This window comes from Telluribacter roseus (genome assembly GCF_017355915.2).
Classification (GTDB): Bacteria; Bacteroidota; Bacteroidia; order Cytophagales; family Spirosomataceae; genus Telluribacter.
Genome location: NZ_JAFEUV020000001.1, coordinates 658,844 through 681,146 on the forward strand (window position 1 = coordinate 658,844; position 22,303 = coordinate 681,146).

At 49.9% G+C, this 22,303-nt stretch carries 20 protein-coding genes; 4 read left to right on the forward strand and 16 right to left on the reverse strand.

Features of this window, described 5'->3' with window-relative positions:
• Positions 1-3: 3 nt before the first annotated feature.
• From can to JTN23_RS02785, 4 genes are all read right to left on the reverse strand, one after another.
• The gene (gene can, locus JTN23_RS02770; protein WP_247232209.1) at positions 4-651 is read right to left on the reverse strand and encodes a carbonate dehydratase; all 648 of its coding nucleotides are present in this window, start codon (positions 649-651) and stop codon (positions 4-6) included.
• Positions 652-863: 212 nt separating this feature from the next.
• Entirely contained in the window at positions 864-1,160 is a 297-nt protein-coding gene (locus JTN23_RS02775; RefSeq protein WP_247232210.1) for a hypothetical protein, read from the reverse strand.
• Between the two features lie 465 nt (positions 1,161-1,625).
• Complete coding sequence (gene hisB, locus JTN23_RS02780) at positions 1,626-2,750, reverse strand: bifunctional histidinol-phosphatase/imidazoleglycerol-phosphate dehydratase HisB (protein ID WP_247232211.1); 1,125 nt, start codon at positions 2,748-2,750, stop codon at positions 1,626-1,628.
• Positions 2,751-2,970: 220 nt separating this feature from the next.
• Positions 2,971-3,327 carry a DoxX family protein gene (locus tag JTN23_RS02785; protein WP_247232212.1) on the reverse strand — a complete coding sequence of 119 codons (357 nt, stop codon included), beginning with the start codon at positions 3,325-3,327 and terminating at the stop codon, positions 2,971-2,973.
• A 128-nt stretch (positions 3,328-3,455) separates the two neighbouring features.
• Here JTN23_RS02785 and JTN23_RS02790 point away from each other — a divergent pair, with 128 nt between their 5' ends.
• Complete coding sequence (locus tag JTN23_RS02790) at positions 3,456-3,815, forward strand: winged helix-turn-helix transcriptional regulator (RefSeq protein WP_247232213.1); 360 nt, start codon at positions 3,456-3,458, stop codon at positions 3,813-3,815.
• Positions 3,816-3,937: 122 nt separating this feature from the next.
• Positions 3,938-5,395 (forward strand): glycoside hydrolase family 28 protein, encoded by a 1,458-nt coding sequence (locus JTN23_RS02795; RefSeq protein WP_310586696.1) that lies wholly within the window; start codon positions 3,938-3,940, stop codon positions 5,393-5,395.
• Positions 5,396-5,663: 268 nt separating this feature from the next.
• Here the strand turns inward: JTN23_RS02795 and JTN23_RS02800 are convergent, their stop codons facing one another.
• From JTN23_RS02800 to JTN23_RS02845, 10 genes are all read right to left on the reverse strand, one after another.
• Complete coding sequence (locus JTN23_RS02800; RefSeq protein ID WP_247232214.1) at positions 5,664-6,233, reverse strand: hypothetical protein; 570 nt, start codon at positions 6,231-6,233, stop codon at positions 5,664-5,666.
• A gap of 163 nt (positions 6,234-6,396) precedes the next feature.
• Positions 6,397-6,957, reverse strand: a complete 561-nt coding sequence (locus JTN23_RS02805; protein WP_247232215.1) for a GyrI-like domain-containing protein — start codon at positions 6,955-6,957, stop codon at positions 6,397-6,399.
• 23 nt (positions 6,958-6,980) lie between these two features.
• On the reverse strand, positions 6,981-7,682 hold the full coding sequence (locus tag JTN23_RS02810; RefSeq protein WP_247232217.1) for a formylglycine-generating enzyme family protein: 702 nt from the start codon (positions 7,680-7,682) through the stop codon (positions 6,981-6,983).
• A 294-nt stretch (positions 7,683-7,976) separates the two neighbouring features.
• Entirely contained in the window at positions 7,977-8,642 is a 666-nt protein-coding gene (locus tag JTN23_RS02815) for a DUF5412 family protein (RefSeq protein ID WP_247232219.1), read from the reverse strand.
• Positions 8,643-8,746: 104 nt separating this feature from the next.
• On the reverse strand, positions 8,747-9,478 hold the full coding sequence (locus JTN23_RS02820; protein ID WP_247232222.1) for an energy transducer TonB: 732 nt from the start codon (positions 9,476-9,478) through the stop codon (positions 8,747-8,749).
• A gap of 139 nt (positions 9,479-9,617) precedes the next feature.
• Positions 9,618-9,959: a TfoX/Sxy family protein gene (locus tag JTN23_RS02825; RefSeq protein ID WP_247232224.1), complete on the reverse strand. Its 342-nt coding sequence runs from the start codon at positions 9,957-9,959 to the stop codon at positions 9,618-9,620.
• 105 nt (positions 9,960-10,064) lie between these two features.
• Positions 10,065-10,700: a TRADD-N-associated membrane domain-containing protein gene (locus JTN23_RS02830; protein ID WP_247232225.1), complete on the reverse strand. Its 636-nt coding sequence runs from the start codon at positions 10,698-10,700 to the stop codon at positions 10,065-10,067.
• A gap of 245 nt (positions 10,701-10,945) precedes the next feature.
• Entirely contained in the window at positions 10,946-14,344 is a 3,399-nt protein-coding gene (locus JTN23_RS02835; protein ID WP_247232226.1) for an amidohydrolase family protein, read from the reverse strand.
• Positions 14,345-14,491: 147 nt separating this feature from the next.
• On the reverse strand, positions 14,492-15,028 hold the full coding sequence (locus tag JTN23_RS02840; RefSeq protein ID WP_247232227.1) for a GNAT family N-acetyltransferase: 537 nt from the start codon (positions 15,026-15,028) through the stop codon (positions 14,492-14,494).
• Positions 15,000-16,214 (reverse strand): bifunctional alpha/beta hydrolase/OsmC family protein, encoded by a 1,215-nt coding sequence (locus JTN23_RS02845; protein ID WP_247232228.1) that lies wholly within the window; start codon positions 16,212-16,214, stop codon positions 15,000-15,002. The genes JTN23_RS02840 and JTN23_RS02845 overlap by 29 nt, the downstream gene beginning before the upstream one ends.
• A gap of 558 nt (positions 16,215-16,772) precedes the next feature.
• Between JTN23_RS02845 and JTN23_RS02850 the strand changes: the two genes are divergently transcribed.
• Together JTN23_RS02850 and JTN23_RS02855 are read left to right on the forward strand one after the other, a co-directional pair.
• Entirely contained in the window at positions 16,773-18,974 is a 2,202-nt protein-coding gene (locus JTN23_RS02850) for a catalase (protein ID WP_247232229.1), read from the forward strand.
• A 235-nt stretch (positions 18,975-19,209) separates the two neighbouring features.
• Positions 19,210-19,671 (forward strand): Hsp20/alpha crystallin family protein, encoded by a 462-nt coding sequence (locus JTN23_RS02855; RefSeq protein WP_247232230.1) that lies wholly within the window; start codon positions 19,210-19,212, stop codon positions 19,669-19,671.
• Positions 19,672-19,738: 67 nt separating this feature from the next.
• Here JTN23_RS02855 and JTN23_RS02860 read toward each other — a convergent pair whose 3' ends face one another.
• Together JTN23_RS02860 and JTN23_RS02865 are read right to left on the reverse strand one after the other, a co-directional pair.
• Positions 19,739-20,650, reverse strand: coding sequence for a mechanosensitive ion channel family protein (locus JTN23_RS02860; protein WP_247232232.1), 912 nt, complete (start codon positions 20,648-20,650; stop codon positions 19,739-19,741).
• Between the two features lie 151 nt (positions 20,651-20,801).
• Positions 20,802-22,298: an Eco57I restriction-modification methylase domain-containing protein gene (locus JTN23_RS02865; protein WP_247232234.1), complete on the reverse strand. Its 1,497-nt coding sequence runs from the start codon at positions 22,296-22,298 to the stop codon at positions 20,802-20,804.
• Positions 22,299-22,303: the final 5 nt, after the last annotated feature.

Here is a 22,303-nt window from a genome sequence, read left to right on the forward strand (position 1 = left end):
AATTTAGTTTAACACGCCAGTGTCAAACTTATACACGTTATCAATTTCACTGTTATCCCTGACGGTCACGTCCAGGTCTTTCAGATAGCCGTTGGCGATGTCATAGACCAGCCCGTGCAGGTGCAGGAACTGCCCACGGGCCCAGGCATTTTGTACGATGGATGTTTTGGACAGGTCATATACCTGCTCCTGTACGTTCAGTTCTACCAGGCGGTCGGTTTTGGCCTTCTGGTCGTCGATGGCATCCAGTTCTTCTTTGTGCAGGCGGTACACGTCCTTGATATTGCGCAGCCAGTTGTCAATAAGACCCACCTGCTTGTTACCAAGGGCTGCGGCTACTCCACCGCAACCATAGTGTCCGCATACAATGATATGTCTTACGCCCAGTACATTTACTGAGTAGTCAAGTACGCTCAGCATGTTCATATCCGTATGTACGACCATGTTGGCGATGTTACGGTGTACAAATATATCACCGGGCATGGTACCGGTTATTTCATTGGCAGGTACCCGACTATCCGAGCAACCAATCCATAGAAACTGGGGGCTTTGACCTTTGGCCAGCGTGCTGAAGAACTCAGGATTCTGACGGTTCATTTCTTCAACCCACTGCTTGTTTTGCTCAAAAAGTTTTTCGTATGCTAAAGCCATTGCTATTTCAATTACAGAGTGAATAACGAGTGTAGTTTATGATATAAGGAGGCAGGAGCCCTCATGGGAGGACACTGCTGTTGGAAACAATAAATTAGGGTAATGAAGCATTGGCAATAACTACCAGGAGCTACTTACGGTTTTAGTGGCGCAGGCAAAAATGAGAGCTCATGCTCTTGTTTATCAGCGCACTAGGTAATAATGAAGGGAATCTACACCAGTTCAGGTGGAGGGGAAAACTGATTGGAATGGATAGAGGCAATCAGTTTGGACTTAAAGTAGTAGGCAATCTGAATGAGGGCAGGTATAGAACTCTTATGAAAAACCATTTCAAAATTACTGAAATGCTTATCGAAGTAGTTATTACCCTTGACCTCCTCTTGTCCGTTTTCACATTCACCTGTGCATTCAATGGCGGTCTCTTCACCGACAAAAAAAGTATCTATCACATTGGTAGCCTTACCAATGAAGTAGATAGTTGCCAGTATGAAGAACAGTCGCTTAAGCAAGGGTGCGTGTGTTAGGGTTGATGGTTTTTCCTTAGTGTAACGTTTATAAACCTTTTAGTGGTTCATTCCTAAGCATAACCTTAGCTGTCTGGATGTGGCAATTCCCACAATCCTTAAATCGGGCATTTGCCAAAAATACTCAAAAGTATAGTGAAAAAGTAGTATTAATGTACATATTTCCCCTAAAAAATCAAAATTAGCCAACGATAAAAGGAAAAACCGGAGCGGCTGGTGCCTAAAAAAAGGGACAATTTATTGTCCCTTTTTTTCTGAAATCTTATCGCTTGTAGCCTCTTTCGTGGTTTTCGAGCCAGCGCCCAACTATAAATGCTGCCGCTAGCAGAACAACGAAGAATAATATGGTGAGTATGTCCGTCAACATATGTCTGAATAATTTAGATTTCCGGTAAGACTGCTGCAAAAATAAAGAGGGAAATGGATCTTCCCGAATCTTATTATAAAAAATTACAAAACTCCCTTGGTAGATGGTAGTACATCCAGTGCTTTCATGTCACGGCGTACGGCCATCTTGATGGCCTTGGCAAAGGCCTTAAAGATGGATTCGATCTTGTGGTGCTCGTTCTGGCCCTCCACCTTGATGTTCAGGTTGGACAGCGACGTATCCGTAAAGCTCTTGAAGAAGTGGTGGAACATTTCGGTAGGCATGTCGCCAATCTTCTCCCGCTTGAACTCCGCTTCCCACACCAGCCAGGGGCGGCCCGAGAAGTCGATAGCCACCTGAGCCAGGGCCTCATCCATCGGCAACAGGAAGCCATAGCGGTAGATACCCCGCTTATCGCCCAGGGCCTGGCGGTACGCCTCACCCAGAGCCAGTCCGGTATCTTCGATGGTATGGTGCTCGTCGATGTGCAGGTCTCCATCCACCCTGATCGTCAGGTCCGCGCCCGAGTGACGCGCCAGTTGGTCGAGCATGTGGTCAAAGAAGCCCAGTCCGGTATGGATGTCGGAGCGGCCGCTGCCGTCCAGGTTCAGCTCCACCTTTATTTTGGTCTCTTTGGTATTGCGCTCTACCGAAGCGGTACGGGCAGGTAGCTTCAGGTGTTCAAAGATCAGGTCCCAGTCGTCCGTTACGAGCGCAGTAGCCTGCTTCTGCTCGTCGGTCAGGCCTTCGGTAGGTACCTTGGGCGCGATCAGGATCGCTTTGGCCCCCAGGTTCACCGCCAGTTGCACATCCGTAAAGCGGTCGCCAATGACGTAGCTGTTGGCCAAGTCGTACTCTTCGCTAAAGTACTGCGTCAGCAGTCCGGTAGCGGGCTTGCGGGTAGGCGCGTTTTCGTGGGGGAACGAGCGGTCGATATGAACGGCTTCAAAATGGATATTTTCCCCTTCGAGCGTCCGCATCATCTTGTTGTGAGCGGGCCAGAAGGTATCTTCAGGGAATGAATCCGTACCCAATCCGTCCTGGTTGGTTACCATTACGAGCTCGAAGTCGGTTTCTTCGGCGATGCGACGCAGGTTGGACAGCGCTTTGGGCAGGTACTCGAGTTTTTCGAGGGAGTCAACCTGAAAATCGGTAGGAGGTTCGACGATGATCGTACCGTCGCGGTCAATGAATAATACTTTTTTCATGTAGGGGAACCGGTCAATGGCAGACGCCTCTGCATCTGTACGGCAAAGTTGGGGAATCGGGAGCGAAAAGCGAAAAGTGGGGAGGTAAAAGTGACGAGTTAATAGCGAAAAGTAGTGTATACTACCCCAGAGGGAACAGAATTTTGTAAGCCCCCGGGGTAGTATACTGGATAGTATAGTACGCTGCGGTTGGCTGGTGTAGTCAGGTACCTGGCCGGCGTCAGAAGCGGAAGTAAGCTACCGTAGCCGATAGGACAAATACCACCACCAGCATGGGCAGTACCTTGTATTCTTTTTTGTTGAGGTGTACAAAGAAGGCCCCCACCATAACCAGACTAAAACCAACCGCTGCCAGGGGTGTCAGGACAGGAAAGATGCCGGTTAGCTGCGGAAGGATAATGCCGATGATTCCCAGCAGTTCCAGTACCCCTATTACCCGTATAGGTACTACGGAGTCGCCGGGTTTTAGCTGTTGCTTCTCGATGAGCTGATTTTTGGTCGAAGTAAGTTTCATCACTACGGGCATGACGAAAAATGCCGCCAGTAGTCCCTGAAGTACCCAAAGTGTCGTTTCCATATCATTACTTTTTTAGGTATAAAAAAATTGTTTTGATGATGGGACAAACTTATTTACATTAGCTATACAAAATATAGTACTATCCTTGCGGATAGCACTATACATCAGGATAGTAAAAGGAAACAGCGATGGAAACAACAATAGACGTAGAGCATACCGTGGAGGCATGTACGCAGATGATAGTCCCCGTCAGAGATGCGCTTGATGTATTGAACGGACGGTGGAAGCTGCCCATACTGGTCTCACTGACCTTTGGGAAGAAGCGTTTCAAGCAGATAGCCCGGGAGGTACACGGCATTACCGATAAGATGCTGTCCAAAGAATTAAAAGACCTGGAGGTGAACCAGCTGGTCCGGAGGGATGTCTATGATACCTTTCCTCCAACGGTGGAGTACTCCATTACAGAGCACGGGCAGACCCTGGAAAGAGTAATCAATGAACTACGTATCTGGGGGATGGAACACCGGAGAAAGATAATCGGGAAGTAGGTAGTCCGGGAAAAGTTATAGGTACCTGCTGAGGCCATAAGGGAGGAGGCAGGGGAGTATCGTCATAGGGGTACAGCGACCGTTACGCCGCTGTCGCTAATCAGTACTTACCTGTCTCACCTATGCACATACACCCCCGCGCCATCATTCTGCTGCTAACCTTTGGGATATTTCTTGGTTCTATTGGTTGTACCCGAGTCTCCAATTCTACCATGACTACCCAAGCCGATGATCCCTGGCAGGAGTTTCCGGCCCTGCTGGCCCAGATAAAGAAACCTGAATTTCGTAAAAAAGACTACCCCATTACCCAGTTCGGCGCCGTAGGCGATGGAGCTACCGATTGTACCGACGCCTTCCGAAAAGCCATCGAAGCCTGCCACCGCGAAGGCGGAGGCCGGGTAGTGGTACCCGCCGGAAACTTCTACACCGGCCCTATTCACCTGAAGAGCAACGTAAACCTGCACGTGGTCAAAGAGGCTACAATTTCTTTCTCAACCCGCCCCGAAGACTATCTGCCGCTGGTATTTACCCGGTGGGAAGGGGTGGAGATGATGGGCTACTCGCCGCTGATTTATGCCTTCGAGCAAACCAATATAGCCATTACCGGCGAAGGTACCCTCGATGGCCGTGCCGATGCGACCAACTGGTGGCCCTGGAAAGGCAATGAGCGCTACGGGTTTAAGAAAGGACAGCCCAGTCAGGTAGATCCTGACAAGCGGGCGGCCCTTTTCGGAATGGCCGAGCGCGGGGTACCCGTTAAGGACCGGAAGTTTGGCACCGGGTCGTACCTGCGTCCACAGTTTGTACAGCCCTACCGCTGCCAGAACGTCCTGATCGAGGGCGTTACCTTTATCAACTCGCCCATGTGGATCCTGAACCCGGTGCTGTGTACCAACGTGACCATCGAGCGCGTAACCGTAACCAGCGACGGCCCCAACAACGACGGCTGCGACCCGGAGTCTTGCAAGAATGTACTGATCAAAGACTGCTACTTTAACACCGGCGATGACTGCATCGCCATCAAGTCAGGGCGCAACGCCGATGGTCGTCGTATCTATGTACCCAGCGAAAATATCATTGTTCAAAATTGCACCATGGCCAGTGGCCACGGTGGTGTGGTGATCGGCAGTGAAATATCAGGTGGTGTCCGCAACGTGTACGCCGAAGGTTGTAAGATGAACAGCCCCGAACTGGACCGGGTGCTCCGGATCAAGACCAACACAGCCCGCGGAGGCATCATTGAGAACATCTATATGCGTAATATTGAAGTAGGTCAGGTGAAGGAGCAGACCATCATTGCCACCATGTACTACGAGGATACCGGCAACCACATGCCTACTATCCGAAACATTGACGTACGCAATATGACCGTCAAAAAGGGAGGGAAGACGGGAGTTCGGCTGGAAGGGTACCCGGAGTCACCCATTCAGAATGTCCGCCTCACCAACGTAACCATCGAAGGCGTCGAACAGCCTTACCTGATTAACCACGCCACCGGCCTCCACACCACTAACGTCACCATCAACGGTGAGAAAGTGCAGCTGGCTGAGCAAGAAAAAAAGGTAGGTGAGTTGAACTAATTTTATACATATATCCTAACCAAAGCCTGTGTCTCCACAGGCCTTTTGCTTTGTATGTTGGCCTGATCAGGTCTGTGGAGACACAGACCAAGGGGGAGGAGGAAGGCGTCGAGCAGCTATACTATTTCAATTGCCCCTTCTATACCTCCTGGTTTTCAATAAAGTTAGATAGCTGCTTAGCATGAGCGAACACCATCCTCACCAAGCCCCTGAGGGGATATGTCTATTGAATATAGCCCTCAACTAGTACACTTGCTTATTACGTTATTTAATCAAGGGCGCGAATTTCTCCTTGTTTTAGCACAAACCTCTCCTTCTCTATTTCAGAAAGGTTATAGCTGATATAGATGACAACATCATCAGTGAATTGGTACTTGCCGTCAGGCCAAACTTTTTTTCTACTTATTGCTAACTGTACATCCTTGTTAACTTGCATGATCCTTAATGTGGAATCTGGCTCGTAGTATTCATATTTGCCTAAATGTTTTGGTTCTTTTAATGGTTCAAAGGATAAATGATATTTGTTTTCGATAAAAGTACGTATTGAGTCAATTTTATCAGCTTTATTTTTTAAGGTAATAAGTACCCCATATGGTTGGCTTCTCGGATCATTAACAGAAAACTTAAAGCGCCATGTAACTTCCGACTCAGGACTGGTTTTTGTTAAAAAAGCAGAAAGTGATTCTTTGAGATCTGTATGACTCGCTCGCAAATCACTTACGGTAATTGGAAATTGAATGTCATACCCAGCTAACGCTATCTGAAAGGGTTGTGGTTGATGGACACAGCCCCCAATAAGAGTCAGGATAAAAAAACAATAACTAATTCTTGAAGCCATACTTAAAATGTGGGCACTAAGGTATTGTTAAACATATAACGCATATGTCCATTTTTAACTTTGCTGAATACAGTAGAATCAAAGTTATCAATAAAACTATTGGAATTTGCCTTAACCAAGGCCTGTGTCTCCACAGGCCTTTAATATGGTATGTTAGTCATGTTTAGGTCTGTGCGGACACAGACCATGGTGGAAGGATATCTTCTTCTGAGTCAGTATCTCCGTTTTTGTACTTCTCTCCCAGTACTTCGAAATGGGGGCGGTGGTCTAGCTGGTACTTAGAGGCTGGCAGCCAGGTGGTGTAGATATACTGATAAATGCGGGTGTTGGTACTCAACCCTTTGTAATGAAACACATCATAAAGGCCGACGGGAAGCGTAAAGGTATCCATATCATCAGGCACGGCAGCAAAATCTGTTACCTCTACGGCCGTCCACTTATCAAACTCCTTAGCAGGACTGAAAGTCTTGAAGTAGTCGGGTCCATACACCTGCATAGAGTATAGCTCCGAACTTACCTGGCTTCGAACTTCCTTTCGCCGGGGCAGAAAGCTCCTCCAGAGTTCACCGGTGCGGTTATCGATCAGGGACATCCGTACTCTTTTACCTACTAATTTCTTCTCGGCTAAGGTTTCGATACGGGGTTCCATGCATGTGGTGGTCTGGGGAGTGGTCACGTACTGGTAATGAGTTTGGAATATCAGCTTGAGCCATATCTGATGCATACCTAAAAGATACAACACCTGGGCTAGGTACTATTTCTGGCGATTCGGAAACCCAGGTCGTCGATCCGGAACGAAATGGGGTGGCTTCGCCTTCTGGTGGTGGCCATTACACTGCGTTCTTCGTCATACCAGCCGCCGCCTCTGAATACCCGGTACGAGCCATAGACCTCTTCGTCATATATATCCGAGCACCACTCCCATACATTGCCCAGCATGTCATAGAGGCCCCAGGCGTTGGGTTGTTTCTGGCCTACATCCTGGGTTTGCTGACGGGAGTTGGCTTTGTACCAGGCAATCTGGTCCAGTTCACCGTAAGTAATGGCTCGGGTACCTGCCTGGCACGCATACTGCCATTCGGCTTCGGTGGGAAGCCGGAATCCGTTCGCGGTTGGGTCAAAGGTGATTTTGTCCTCGTTGGGCAGTGGAGTGTAGCAGGGGCTGAGTTCGGTGAGTTTAGATATTGTATTACAAAACACCACGGCATCCATCCAGCTGACCGTCTCTACAGGGCGCTGACCGCCTTTAAAACTACTGGGATTACCGTGGGTAATCTCCTGATACAGTTCCTGAGTAACCGGATACTTCGCCAGCAAAAAAGCATCTACCTGAGCCGTCCACTTCTTTTTGGTCCGGTCGTCTCTCATTTCTACGTTTCCCCCGGGTACCTCCACCATCAGATCTCTGATGGCCTGCCAATCCTTGGGGGGTAGATTCCTGGTTTTCAATAATATCGTCTTGATTTATTGGTGGTTGCGAGCAAGTTGGTCTGTCTCTGGCCGACAGGGATAGGTTGGATGTATACCAGTAGCCTGATCTATCCCGTAGCTACTTCTGGAGAGGTACCGATGCTTTATGCAGGATAACACATCTAAAAGTTGTGGCGTCTGAGAATATATTAATTGTCAAAAACTTACCCTTACATTCTCAAATATAGGCGGTCGAAATAATACAAGGGGATAGTACCGGAGTAACGGTGACGGTGCTCCATGAGTGGTGGAACAAGGGGATTTGCGATTGTTTTATTCCATTGCATTTTCAAAGAAAATGGAACAATCTGTTCCATTGATATTTACAGTATGGTTGTCGATCCATTGTAGGGCTGGTTCGTCACTCCACCTGCCTAAATAGAGGCGCCTTTTCCACTGGACTTGCCCGCCAAAGGTACGCATAACACTTACTTCGGTACTTCCTCCGGTTGCCCCTGCGTCATGTTTTTCAATTACCAGCAGAAACTTCCCATCAGGCGAAGGTAGGTTATGAGTTATGCTGGTTGCTCCGAAGCCTGTAAAGATCAGGGTAAGCAATAGAAATAAGATGCAAGGGGCTAATGATAGAATTGAAAAGAAGCGGACAGCCACCCTTGTGTATTTATTGTCTCGGTACTTTGAAACGGCAGGGATAATAAAAAGGAGTAATACCGTTAGTAGTATCAGACTAATCGTATCCCACAGCAGAAACAGGGAGGAGAAGGCGATACCCAGGATGCTAAGAACGTCGGATTTAGTGATGGTTTTGCTTTTAGAATAGTAGTGTCCGGCCAGGAGCGAGAACAGGAGTAGGATAATAGTATGGAGCCCGATAGCTACATCGGATAGCAGCGAAAAGCCCAATTGTCGGAATAGGATAGTAACCATCAGGATGGTGAGCAACCAAAGCGGCGCCTTTTTACTATTGATATTTAACATAATGAAAAAGTATCAGCTCGGAAACTACAAGAGCATAGTGGCTTCTGAAGGAAGTTAAGGCTTGCAGCGAGGAATAGTAGGGTACTGTATGATAGTTAAATACCTTATTGTAATGAGAAATTAACCGGAAGATTAAACTTTACCTGTACAGCTTTTTGGTCCCTTGCTCCGGGTTTCCATTGGGGCATAGACTTAACTACTCTCAAGGCTTCCTTTGAAAAAGCATCATGTGGAGATTCACGTATAGCTATATCCTGTAGGGAGCCATCGGTTTCGACAACAAAGGTTACTACGACTCTGCCCATGATATTTTTCTTTCCAAGCGATTTCGGGTACTTGATATTTGCCGATAAGTAGTTGTACATTGCGGAAATACCTCCGGGAAATTCCGGCTTTTCTACAATACTCTCACTGCCGTCCTCCTTGTAGTACCTTTCTTCTAGCAGGCTACCCATATTGTTGTACTTTCTGTAAATATCGATCTGACCATTTTCGTAGTAAACAATCGCTTCATTAATCGGTCGGCCAGCCATAAATGTCATTTTAGACTCCAATCGTCCGCTCGGATAGTACTCTTCAAAAATACCATGTGGTTTCTTAAGACCTTCTTCAAGAAATCGGCCTTCCTTGTAGACCTGCCCATTTTTGTAGTAGTCAATGACATGCCAGTATTCATTACCGTAGTTGTAAACTACTCTTTTGTACTCGGCCCTCGAACTGTCTGTTATTTGCGTCCAGTCACCGTCATAAAAGCAATAAAGAGTATCGGTTTGGCAGAGACCTTTGAATGAAATGCAAAGAAGGCAACAAAAGCATAGGGTAATGATTTGATTCATGCTACTGATCTAAGAAGGGGAGGGGTAGAAATAGAAAATTAATGTTTTTTTCTTCTCGTAAGAGGACTTCTACTCCCTGTCAGAGCAATGACTGTGCCAATAGGACTTCCGTTAGCGAATGGATAACGTAGTGGTAGTGCTATCTCTTTTTATTAGAGACTAGGGCTTTGCTGTTGTAGTCCAGCGCCAGGTTAACCCAGTATTCAAATTCCAATCTTGATCGGATGGCCTCCTCATCCACCAGGACCCACCCCTTCATAGGTCGGCCGGTAAGATCCATAGGTCGGCAGCCATTCCTTTCCAAGGCCTCTTCGTACAAGGCAGGGTCAATCCGGCACAGCAGACTATCCTGGATCACGCCGACACACATTTTCTGCTGGTACATGAAGGCAATTCCACCCATCATTTCCTTTTCCTCCAAACCTGCCAGATCGACTAGCTGTTCACGTATTCTATCGGCAATGATCTCATTGTAGGGCATGGGAGGCTAGTATAAGTATATTTAGATTTTATTTGTTGCGTCGCAGAGGCTAGTTGATTACGTCCTCGCCGGGCCGCGCCTAATTACAAATCAGGGCGAGCGGGGCTAAACTTGATTATTTTCACTAGTTTGCTGTACTTCTTTTGCTAAACCAGTTTTAACTCTTCTATTTTCAATGATATCTAATGTAAGCATAGGAGCATCCAGAACGCTTTTAATAATACTCCCACGAATATTATCTTTTTTTATAGTGCATGTAATATTTTCGCATAAAGTATTTGCTAATAAAAAACGGTTAGTTCTTTCAAGACATATATGGAAGGCAGAAAACTGACGTGCTGTTTTGTTATATAAATAGAAATTGATTGCTGAAATTACCTGTATTAGGCTACCTGATATATAGCCAAGTCTAGAGTAATTTGAAGTTGATTCTGACCTTATATCAATAAATGCTGCACAACTCCATAATATAGTTCCTACAATTGCTGCTCCCATAGCACAATAAAAGCTTTGCTGCGCTTGCTTGCGAACATCTTGATAATAATTCAGTATCATTTGTTGGAGCTTTGCACCCATCTCGTTAATACTTCCAGGTTGAATGTGAGCTACTTCCTCACAGTTCTTCTTTGCTTCCTCAAGAGGCTTTTTAGGAGTACTATCAGAAGCTTCTAAGGAACTCATTTGAGCATTTGAGTTTTGATAACCATTGATTGGCATAGATGGAGATTCCAGAGCATTCATATCAGTATTAATTAAAAGTATAAGATTTTAATAAGCCATTCTATCGTTTCTTTCATCTTTGATAACTACAATCTAGTAAAATGTAGCCATAGTAGTATGTGATTTCTATTAATTTTATCTAACGGTTACATATGAATTTCTATAATAAAGTTAAGAGTACTATTACCTTTTATCAGAGTTTGAATTGATATACAAAAAGGGTCAGCCTCACGGCTAGCCCTTCCTTCAAAATTATATAGATTAATTTACCGCAGACCCGGTACATTCCCCGGCTGCTTGGCTTTCCACTCGGTGTTGTCGAGGGCTTGCTTGCGGGGGTAGATTTCGTTGAGCGAATCTCCTTCGTAGAGGCGGCCATCCTTCATGACGTACCTGATGCTGTTGGTGTTCCGGATGTTTTCCAGTGGGTTCTTGTCCAGGATCACCAGGTCGGCCAGTTTACCACCTTCGATCGAGCCCAGGTCTTTGTCCAGGCCGAGGGCGGTGGCGCCGGTCAGGGTAGCTATCCGCAGGGCATCGTGCGCTTTCATACCACCCGATTGGATCGACCACAGCTCCCAGTGGTAGCCCAGTCCCTGTAGCTGTCCGTGGCTACCTACACCGGAGAGTCCACCGGCTTCAACGATTTTCTTCATCGACTCGGCGTGCTTCTTAAATACGTGCTCCTCATCCATAAACCAGGCGCCCCGGCGACGCGCTTTCTCGGCCAGTTCTTCGTAAGGCGTAAAGCGCTGCAGCTTGGGGTCGTTGTAGGGCTTCTCGGTAGCGTAGTAGTAGTTCTCGGCCCACGGTCCGCCGTACGATACCAGCAGGGTAGGGGTCAGCGCCATTTTGGAATCAGCAATGGACTTCACCACGTCGCTGTACAGCGGGTAGATGGGGATAGAGTGCTCGTGGCCGGGGTAGCCGTCGATGAGCTGCGTCATGTTCAGTTTGAAGTCCAGACCACCCTCGGTAGTAGGCATCAGCTTCTGCTCCTTAGCCGCCATGATGATCCACTGGCGGTGCTGACGGTTACCCACGAGGTACATCTTGATGGTCTTGGTGTTGTAGTACTTGCTGTACTGCTGCAGTACCTTGCGGGTATGGTCGAGGTCTTTGAGGTTATAGGTCCAGAAGCCTACACCCGGTCCGGTGGAGTACACGCGGGGACCTACGATCTGGCCCGACTCTACCAGGTCGCTGTACGTCAATACATCCGTGGTGGCGGTCTGCGGGTCGCGGGTGGTGGTGACGCCATAGGCCAGGTTAGCGGCATAGATCCAAACCTGGTTTTTGTGCAGACCCCAGTTGGGCCACATGTGGGCGTGGGTATCTACGAAGCCCGGCACGATGGTCTTACCGGCTACGTCTACTACCTGCGCTCCCTTAGGTACTGCCAGGCTACCGCTGGCTCCAACGGCCTTGATGCGGTTGTTCTCGATCAGGATATCGCCGTTCTCAATCACTTCATCACCCTTCATGGTAATGATGCGGGCCCCTTTGAGCAGAGCCGTTCCGGTCGGCTGGTCCTTGGGGAACTTCACCGTTACCTCAAACTCCTGCGCTACGTAATGCGGATCTTTTTCTTCCTCCTTGGTTTTTTCGGCCTTGGCGGTAGAGTCCTTGGGAGCTTTGGCTTTCTCACGCAGGGCTACCTTTAGGCTATCATCGTAGGCATCAGCCTTGGTCAGGTCGTAGATGAAGTAGTTACGGCCCAGCGAGTAGTATACCTGCTTACCATCCGCCGACCAAGCCGGGAACTCACCACCCAGCTCGGTGATCTTGCGAGCCGGAAACGACGAGTTCTTCGGATCGGATACCGATATGGTAGGTGTCTTACCGGCCTTAGGTACATTGACTACGTACACCTCGTTGGTGATCTTGGCTACTACCTTGTTGCCTTCCGGAGCCATCAGGATCACGGACGGTGTGCTGGGTTTGGTAGTCTCGGCGGCATCGTTCAGGTGGTCAGGCAACATACAGTGGGTACCTTCCTGGAACGACGTACCAAACGTAGTTATACCGGTCAGTTTGAGGTGGGCCTTCTTGTCGGTACCATCCCAGCGGATGGATATCAGTCCCTCGTCGCTGTTGAGGTAGATGCGGTCTTCGGCCTTCGTAAAGTGGGGACGGCTACGGCCGTAAGCTTTTTCAATCACAGTCACATCACCGCCGGTGGCCGGTATCCAGGCTATATCCTCGGTATCGCCGGCTGCTCCCGCTGATACGGAGTTCTTGTAGTTGTCGCTGCTGCCGCGCATGAACACGATGCGGTCCTGCTTGTACGACCAGGCCGGATGGGTATAGACGGCCGGTACTTTGGTCAGGCGCTGGGGCTGGGTGTTTTTGCCACCCACGGCTACCTTGTACAGGTGTCCGCCGTCATCGCTTTTCCAGGTGGTAAATACTATAGCGCTACCATCGGGCGACCAGGCGGGCTGCGCTTCGGTAAATGTAAAGTTAGTCAGGCGTCGGGGCGTACCTTTGGGCAGATCCATCACGTACAGGCGGTTCAGGACCGTAAAAGCCAGCTTCTTGCCATCGGGTGAAGGTACAGCGTCGCGTATCTGGGTAGCTACCAGTTCTTTTACATCTTCGATGGGGTACTTAAAGGATAGCTGTGGCCCCAGTTCCAGCTTTACATCGGCCTGGAAAGGAATCTCGGTGGCATTGCCACCATCTACCGGGATTCGGTAAATCTTACCACCGTAGGAGGCTACTACTGCTTTGCTGTCGGGCGTGAAGCACATGGCCGGGAGTACCCCCATGGGGGCGATAGACTCCTGCTCGTCGCGCTGTACGGGGTAGGCCAGCCAGCGCTCGTCGCCCGTCTGCAGGTCGCGGATCAGGAGGCCGGTTTTGTCTTCAAAGCGGGTACCGTATACCATCCACTTACCATCTTTGGAAAGGGTAGGCGTAAAGGCCGAGCCGTAGCGGGAGGTAATGGTGCGCATCTTGCCATTCTCGCGGTCGTACACACCTATCTGGTACTGAGGAAGCTGGGCGTTGTAGTTCCAGCCACCGGTCCGCTCCGAGTAGTAGATGTAGCGTCCGTCGGCACTCACTACCGGGTCAATGGTCTTAAGCTTTTCGGGTTTCTCGATCATCTCGATACCCGCGCCGCCGTTGCGGTGGTAGAGGTACAGCTTGATATTACGACGGCCGCGTGCACCTACGATGTACTCCCCGTCGGGTGTCCAGGTAGCGGCAAAGAAGTTCTGATCCTTGTCCTTGGTCACCTGTACGGTATCCTGCTTTTCGCGGTCGATCCACCAGATGTTTTCGGCGCCGCTCTTGTCTGAGGTGAACAGAATCTTCTTGCCATCGGGGCTGAAACGGGGGTGCGTATCAAAGGCCATACCCGAAGTTACTTTGGTCGCCTTTCCACCGGTGATAGGCATGGAGTAGATATCCCCCAGCAGGTCAAATACGATAGTCTTGCCGTCCGGACTCACGTCCAGCGACATCCAGGTACCTTCGCGGGCGGTAAACTCAATGGTACGTTCGGCTTTGAGGGGAAGGGGTGCTTCTTTGCCCTTCGGCTTAGCCACCGAATCGGCCTTAGCGGTATCCGCTTTGGCGGGCATAGTAAGAGGAGGTGATGTATGGCCAAAGGCCGGCGCAACCGCCAGCAGGCTATACATCAGTACGCTTCTGAACATGTTAGATTTGTTAATGAATTGAAAAGAAAGAGGTTCCGGATTATTTGCTTCATCTAGTCCTGAAGTAAAAAGCAAATATACTCCGGCGACCTGGAATAATGCAAAAGGAGAGGCTGACTTTCAGCCTGTTTTTAAGAGTGGATGTAGCTATTTTACAACATATCGACACACGGTAGTGCGGCGGGTGCCGGTAGGTCGGATGAGTGGGTCATCGAAGGTAGCTACTTCTTCAAAGCCCGTCTTCTCGAGGAGCCGCTTTGAGAAAGGATTTTCCTCGTGCCGCTTGGCGTAGATGTGCCGGATACCCTCTCCGGCCAGAATCCTGATTACTTCTTCCATAAGTTGTACGCCTATGCCACGTCCTACCAGGTCACGATGTACCACTCCTTCGGCTACGTAGCCGTGTATCGTATCGGGTGAAGGCTCGTACTCAGGATAAAAGATACCCATTTCGTACGTCATGACACCCACAACCTCTCCTGCCTCCTGCGCCACTACGCCCCGAACCGAGCTATCCGCGATAGCGGCCAGGTGGGCCTTTACTTCCTCTTCGGGCAGGTGGTTCCACTCGTTGGCACCATGGTCCAGGATCAAGCTTTGCAGTGCGGGTATATCGTCGGGAACGGCTGGCCTTAGCTGGAGCATGTACAGGTACTTACTTACGTAGGGTAGTTTTGATGACAATATTGTTGTGCAGGGTCTTATGTACCGGACACTTGTTGGCGATCTCGAGCAGGCGGGCCCGCTGCGTGTCGTCCAGATTACCTACCAGCTCTATATTTCTCGTAAACTGATCGATCTTCTGCGTCTGGTTCACTTCGGTGTGGGCCGAGTCTTCGGCGTGTACCTTTCCGTGGTCCAGATGTACCAATACTTCCTGTAGGTCCCACTTCTTGCGGTTGGCGTACATTTTCAAAGTGATGGCTGTACAGGCACCCAGTCCGGCCGAGAGCAGTTCGTAGGGGCTGGGGCCCAGGTCATTTCCGCCCAGGCTGACGGGTTCGTCGGCAATGAGGGTATGCTGCCGGGTCTGGATCTGGGTGGTGTAGTCGTCACCGGCTATCTGGGCTACTACCTGCGAATCCGAATCCGCCCGTTCAACGGGTTTGAAGTCAATGTACCGTTTGGCCCAGCTACTTAGTACATCCCCTACGTAGTGAGAGTCTTCCTCGTCGGAGAGCAGATGATCCGCCCGGTCCAGCGACAGGAAGCTCTTGGGGTGCCTGGCCGCTTTGTAGAGCTCGCCCGCGTTGCGGATGTCGACGATCCGGTCCTGTGGTGAGTGGGCGATCAGCAGCGGCTTCCTCATGTTTTTTACAATTGAAGAAAGATCCTTCAGTTCAAGCGAATCTATAAAGTGCTTCCTGATGGTAAAGGGACGCCCCCCGATGGATACCTCAGCGTAGCCTTCGGCCTCGATGGTACTCAGGTCCTCTTTGAAGAGGTGCGTCACGTGCGAAATCGTAGAAGGAGCTCCGATGGTAGCCACGGCCCGAATGGATGCCATCTTAGAGCCCGCTACGATAGCCGCCGCTCCGCCCAGCGAGTGACCGATCAGCAGGGTAGGTGCCTTGTAGTTTTTCTCAAGGTACTCTCCGACGATCATCAGGTCATCTATGTTGTGCGAAAAGTTGGTGTCTGAGAAGTCACCGCCGCTCTCGCCCAGTCCCGTGAAGTCAAACCGCACCACGGCGAAGTCCCGGTTGGTCAGAGCCAGGCAGATGTTCCGTACGGCATTGAGGTCCTTACTGCAGGTGAAGCAGTGGGCAAATATGGCGTAGCTGTGGGGGCGGCGGGAGGCAGGTAGTTCGAGCCGTGCTGATAGGGGTTCGCCCGCTTTATTCTTTATTGAGAGCTTGACTGACTTCATGACCAGATGAGTGGAGTGAAACTTTTTAGTATCAACCCTTCAGTACATGCATAGGTTATAAAATAAGCATTATTTATGGGTGGAGAGGTACGCTATGGTTAGCTGATAGTAACCGGGCAAAAGATAGCTTCAGGAGTAGCAGGAGCCTGTTTTTGAAGAAAAAACTCTAATCGTATTCTAATGCAACGGAGACTACGATTGGCACAGGTAGGCACAGACTTCTTTTGGGGAAATTTTTTCTCTAAAAAGGATAAAATTTCCTAATGGGTAATAGTACAAACGTATATAGGTCAGGCAGAGTAGCAGGTCCCGATACGTGAGTCATCCAGTACAACAGAATACAGAAGTAGGCCCGTCTTAGGGGGTGCCTGCAAGCCTCTTAGGCGCGGATTACGCTACTTTGTCTACTTCCAGTTTTTCTCTCTTCCCTCCATTAAACTTCTGTGCCTTCGGGTTAGTAGCGCTGCCTGCTGATCGGGTAGGGCAAAAAATTTTAGGGTATTCAACTGCTTCTTATCAACATAATCCAAATAATCCTACATCTATACCTTTAAGACAATGGAAGAAAACAAAAAACTCGATGCCCAGTCAGACTTCAAGGTAAACGAAAACAGCAAGAATGAGCAGCTGGAGCAATTCAGAGAAAACCCCAAAGACCAGTACCTGACCACCGACCAGGGGGTACGAATCAGCCATACCGACGATTCACTGAAGGCTGGCTCACGTGGACCTACCATCATGGAAGACTTCCATTTTCGTGAAAAAATGACTCACCTGGACCACGAGTCCATTCCGGAGCGGGTAGTACACGCCCGGGGTTCAGGGGCGCACGGGTACTTCCAGCCGTATGATGACTCGCTCAAGCAGTATACCAAAGCCAAGTTCCTGACCGATCCTAACACCAAAACACCCGTGTTCGTACGCTTTTCGACCGTAGTGGGTTCGAGGGGCTCGGCGGATACCGTACGTGACGTGCGGGGCTTCGCTACCAAGTTCTATACCGAAGAGGGCAACTACGACCTGGTGGGTAACAACATTCCGGTATTCTTTATCCAGGATGCCATCAAGTTTCCGGATCTGGTGCATGCTGTCAAGCCTGAGCCTGATAGCGAAATGCCCCAGGCCTCGGCCGCACACGATACTTTCTGGGACTTTATATCCCTGATGCCCGAAAGTATGCATATGATCATGTGGGTACTTTCGGACCGGGCCATTCCCCGTAGCTTCCGCATGATGGATGGCTTTGGCGTCCATACCTTCCGCTTTATCAATGAAGCCGGCAAGGCCAGCTTTGTCAAGTTCCACTGGCGCTCTACGTTGGGAGCCCATTCGATGGTATGGGACGAAGCCCAGAAGCTGGCCGGAAAGGACGCTGACTGGCTGCGGCGCGACCTGTGGCAGGCCATCGAAATGGGGCAGTACCCCGAGTTTGAACTGGCTGTACAGATTGTGGATGAAGAAGATGAATTCAAGTTTGACTTCGACCTGCTGGATGCGACCAAGATCATCCCCGAAGAGCTGGTACCGCTACGGCCGGTAGGAAAGATGGTACTCAACCGCAACCCGGACAACTTCTTTGCCGAGACCGAGCAGGTAGCCTTCCACCCCGGCAACCTGGTGCCCGGTATTGATGTAACCAACGACCCGCTGCTGCAGGGGCGCCTGTTCTCCTACCTGGATACCCAGCTCAACCGCTTCAATAGCTCCAACTTTACCGAAGTACCTATCAACCGTCCCGTGTGCCCCGTACACAACCACAACGGAGCGGGTTTTATGCGGCAGACCATCAATAAGGGCAAGGTCAACTACTGGCCTAACTCGCTCGGAGGGGGATGTCCGATGATGGCACCGGAGAGCGCAGGTGGTTACGTACACCATATGGAGAAAGTAGAAGGTCATAAGATCAGGGCCCGCAGCCAGAGTTTCAGCGACCACTACAGCCAGGCTACCTTGTTCTGGAATTCGATGACCGAGCCCGAGAAGAAACACATCGTGTCAGCGGCGCATTTTGAATTAGGCAAGGTAGAAACCAAGGCCATACGGGAGCGTATGCTCGGGCATTTTGCCAAAATCTCCATGGAATTTGCCGAACGGGTAGCCGAAGGAATAGGAGTAGAGATACCCAAAGGATTTGAATCCACATCTACCGGCAACTATGAGAACAACGATGCCTCCAAGCAGATGAAAAAAGGAAAGTCGGTGAAAACATCGGACTTCCTGAGCATGGAGAAAAATAAAATAGAGTCGGTGAAGTCGCGCCAGGTGGCCATACTGATCGAGGATGGCTTCAAATACGATGAGGTGATGCAGATCAAGAAGGCGCTGACGGATGCCGGAGCTATGACAAAGTTTGTGTCGAAGTTCCAGGGCAAGCGCAAGGCTACCAACGGCGAGGAGCTCGAGACGGACAAGAGCCACGTTACTACCGCATCTATTATGTTCGATGCCATCTATATACCCGATGGAAAGCAAAGCGTAGAGACCATGCTGACCCAGGGTGATTCTATCCACTTCATCAACGAGGCCTTTAAGCACGGCAAGCCCATTGCTACTTCCGGAAATGGAATTTACCTCCTTCAGAAGGCGGTGGTACTGGGGGTGGACTTTGCTGATAAGGAAGGTGACATGGTAGTGTCCAGCAAGGGAGTTGTAACCGCAGGGAGTGAGGCCCGCGCCGCAGAGTTTGCCGAAGCATTCATGGAAGCCATAAAAAAGCACCGCCACTGGGACCGCGAAGAGAAGACCATGGTACCCGCCTAAGGTACTTATATAGTTAGGAGTTCATGAACCCTCAGGAGCCTTGCCAGGTACCTGAGGGTTCTTTTTGGGCTATGAATGAGTCGATGTGCTTACATTGCAGAAAAGGTGACATAATGGTGTCAATTTGACAGGTTTTTTCTGACGTTCTAACTGATAAAGCAGAGCTGGTATTTCATTTGCTTTTAGGGGTAAATGAATAGTTAAACATGTCAAACCTTTAAAATTGGAGGTAGCTATGTCACTCACAAAGTTCAATGGAAATGGAAACCTTCCAAGTCTGCTGGACGAATTCGTTGGCAAGGACATGGAAGATATGTACAGCTGGAGCTGGCCCATGTTGAGCCGCTCGCGGGTAGGTAGTGTAGTACCCTCAGTGAATATCCGGGAGGATAACGACAACTTCTACCTGGAAGTAGCCGCACCCGGTATGAAGAAGAAAGACTTCAACGTAGTACTCGACAACGGCCGGTTGACCATCTCAACTGAGAAACGGGATCAGCACGAGGAAAAGGACGAGCAGAAGCGCTTCATGAAGCGGGAGTTCAGCTATCAGTCGTTCTCGCGTTCGTTCTGGTTGCCGGATACCTGTGAGCAGGACCGCATCGAGGCCCGCTACACCGACGGCGTACTGCACCTGACAGTACCTAAAAAAGAGGAAGCCAAACCCAAGGCTCCCAAACAGATCAAAATATCATAACCTTAGCTAAATAGAAAGAGGTGGGTCCACTAGATCCACCTCTTTCTATTTAGTACCCTTGTAGTAATCAGGGTTTCAGGTCATCCTGCTGTTGCAGGAACACCGGTATATTCTTCTCCTTTCCATATAGCTTTATCTCGCGGATATCGGCTGGCAGGCTGTAGCCATTCTGTTCGAGTGCTACCTTTACATTCCTGATTACTTCTCCTTTGGTGATCAGCGCCGCCCTTCTGAAATCAAGAGTTTCAACCCAAAAGTACACTCTTATATTGACGGTGCTGGCGGCCAGTTCGTCTTCGGCTACGAAGTTTTCGTGCACGTCGTCATGAACCACATGTTCATGCGTATCCAGTATATGCTGTATGATTTCCTTGGCACCGTTGATATCATCTTCGTAGGCGATACCCACTACAAAGTCCCAGCGAAAAAAGCCATCTTCGGTGTAGTTGGTTACCGGGTCGGTGAGTACATCTGAGTTAGGAATATATACATCCTGACCATTGAAGGTTTTGATGTGCGTGTACCTGAACTGCAGGCTTTTTACCTTACCCAGCACATCACCCACCCGGATCGTGTCATTGACATTGAAAGGGCGATTGAAGGCCAGGATAATACCGGCAATGAAGTTTTCGCCAATGTCCTTGAAGGCAAAGCCCAGTACTACGGCGGAGGCTCCGGCCGTAGCCAGAATACCACCGGCTATTCCGCTCAGACCCGCGGTCTGGAGGGCCAGCATGATGGCCGTTACAACAAGAATGGTTTTGATGGTATTGCCCACGAAGGTACTCATGAGCGGGTCCTCGGTGCGTATCTCCATGCGGCTGCGGGTAAAGCGTCCGATAACGCCGGCGATCAAAAACCCCAGCACAATGATCAGGATGGCTAGTCCGATGCGCGGAATGGCGGCAATGAATGCATCCCAGTACCCATCCAGTGCCGCATATAACTTATCCCAGTTGGTTTCAATAGCTTCTTCCATCGTCAACGCTGCTTAGTGTGTTTACACCTTTTTAAAGCAGGAGTAGTAGCAAAAGGTTTTATTTATATCCTTTTGCCACTATTCCTGCTTTCTCGCCTTTTGATATCGATAGATCAGAATCTACCCTAAGACTACCAGTAGATCAGAGTATCTAGGGGTGCAGCCGGGCCAGTTCGGTGGCCGGTACAATAAAGTTCTCCACGATCTTCTTGCTGTACCCCTTCCAGCCCCCGCGGAAGTCGCGTCCGGCTATGGTCATGTAGTCGGCCATCAGGGGGGAGTTCAGGATCCGGGCCAGCGTGGCCCCATCTCCTTCAAATTTGATATAGTAACCCGAGTACACCGTACAGTCCGGATTAGGGTACCACACGAAGTTGGGCTCCCGGTTCATGGGGGAGAAGATAATCTTGGGACCAAAGGAATGGTCCAGGCTCTGCGAACGACCAAAGGCATACCAGGCTATGGTGTTAGGCTTGCCGTTGTCGCGGCGGTCCAGGATAGGGCGGTTGCGGAGCAGGTACTGGTAGGCGTGGGGGTAGTACGCCTGTAGCTCAGCCTCGGGAATGATCTCATGCTTTCCGGAGGTATCCGCCCGGTACGGAAACAGGATGTACTCCCGGATGGGATCATCCGTACTTTTCAGGCGCGACGCCTTCACGATGGGCTTCAGAATCGCCTTCTCTACCCAAAACTGCTCACCGCTCTTGCTGGTCACTACTACCAGTTCTTCTGACTCTCTTTCCACCTTCATTAGATAGATACTATCGCAGAGGGTAGTCAGCCCCACCGAAACCCGGCACAGATCACCTAGTCGCGTACCCCTGATGTGTTTTTGGGGCACTATAGATAGTTGCCACAGATCGCGTGGCTTCAGTTCATCAAACGGAATGGACCGGCCCCGGTACTCAAAGCGTTCGTTGCTCAGTTCAAACCGGAACTGCTCCCTCTTCTGGGTGCCGAACACAGTAATGGCGGCGTAGGTACCGGCGCCTTCAAATACCCTCACGGAGCCGAAGTTGGTAATGAGGTGGAGGTTTTGGTGCTCGGCGAAGTACTGCCGGAGGGGCCGGGCTGTTTCGGAGGTAAAGTACGAGTTGGGACTAATGTAGCCACAGATGCCCTCCCGGGCCAGCAGACGCGACGCCAGCTCAAAAAAAGCCACGTAGGCATCGGTAGAGCCCGACCGGCAAAAGCTGTAGTGCTGCTGCAGCCAGGCCCGCTGCTGAGCGGGCAGGTGCTGGATACGGATGTACGGCGGATTGCCCACAATAATGTCAAAGCGCTGCCGAATGTGCAATTGGTCGAAGGCGTTGAGCTGATACAGTTTCCACTGGATGCAGAGTCCCAGTGGAGCTACCAGTTCGTCGAGGGCCTCCCGGCAGAGCGACAGAGCTTCGGCGTCAATATCCCAGCCGTATACTTTGTGGAGGTTGTCCTGTAAGGAGTGGGCGGGGGAGTACTTGATAATTCGTTGGACCACAGCTACCAGAAATCGCCCGTCGCCACAGGCCGGGTCCAGGATAGTTTTGCCGACTACGGCTTCATTTCTGAAATTGACCTCATCCAGGATTTTCTCAACAATGTGCGCAGGGGTATATATTTGACCAAGTAGTTTTTTCTTCTGGTAAGTGCGCACTAAGGATGCCATGTGGT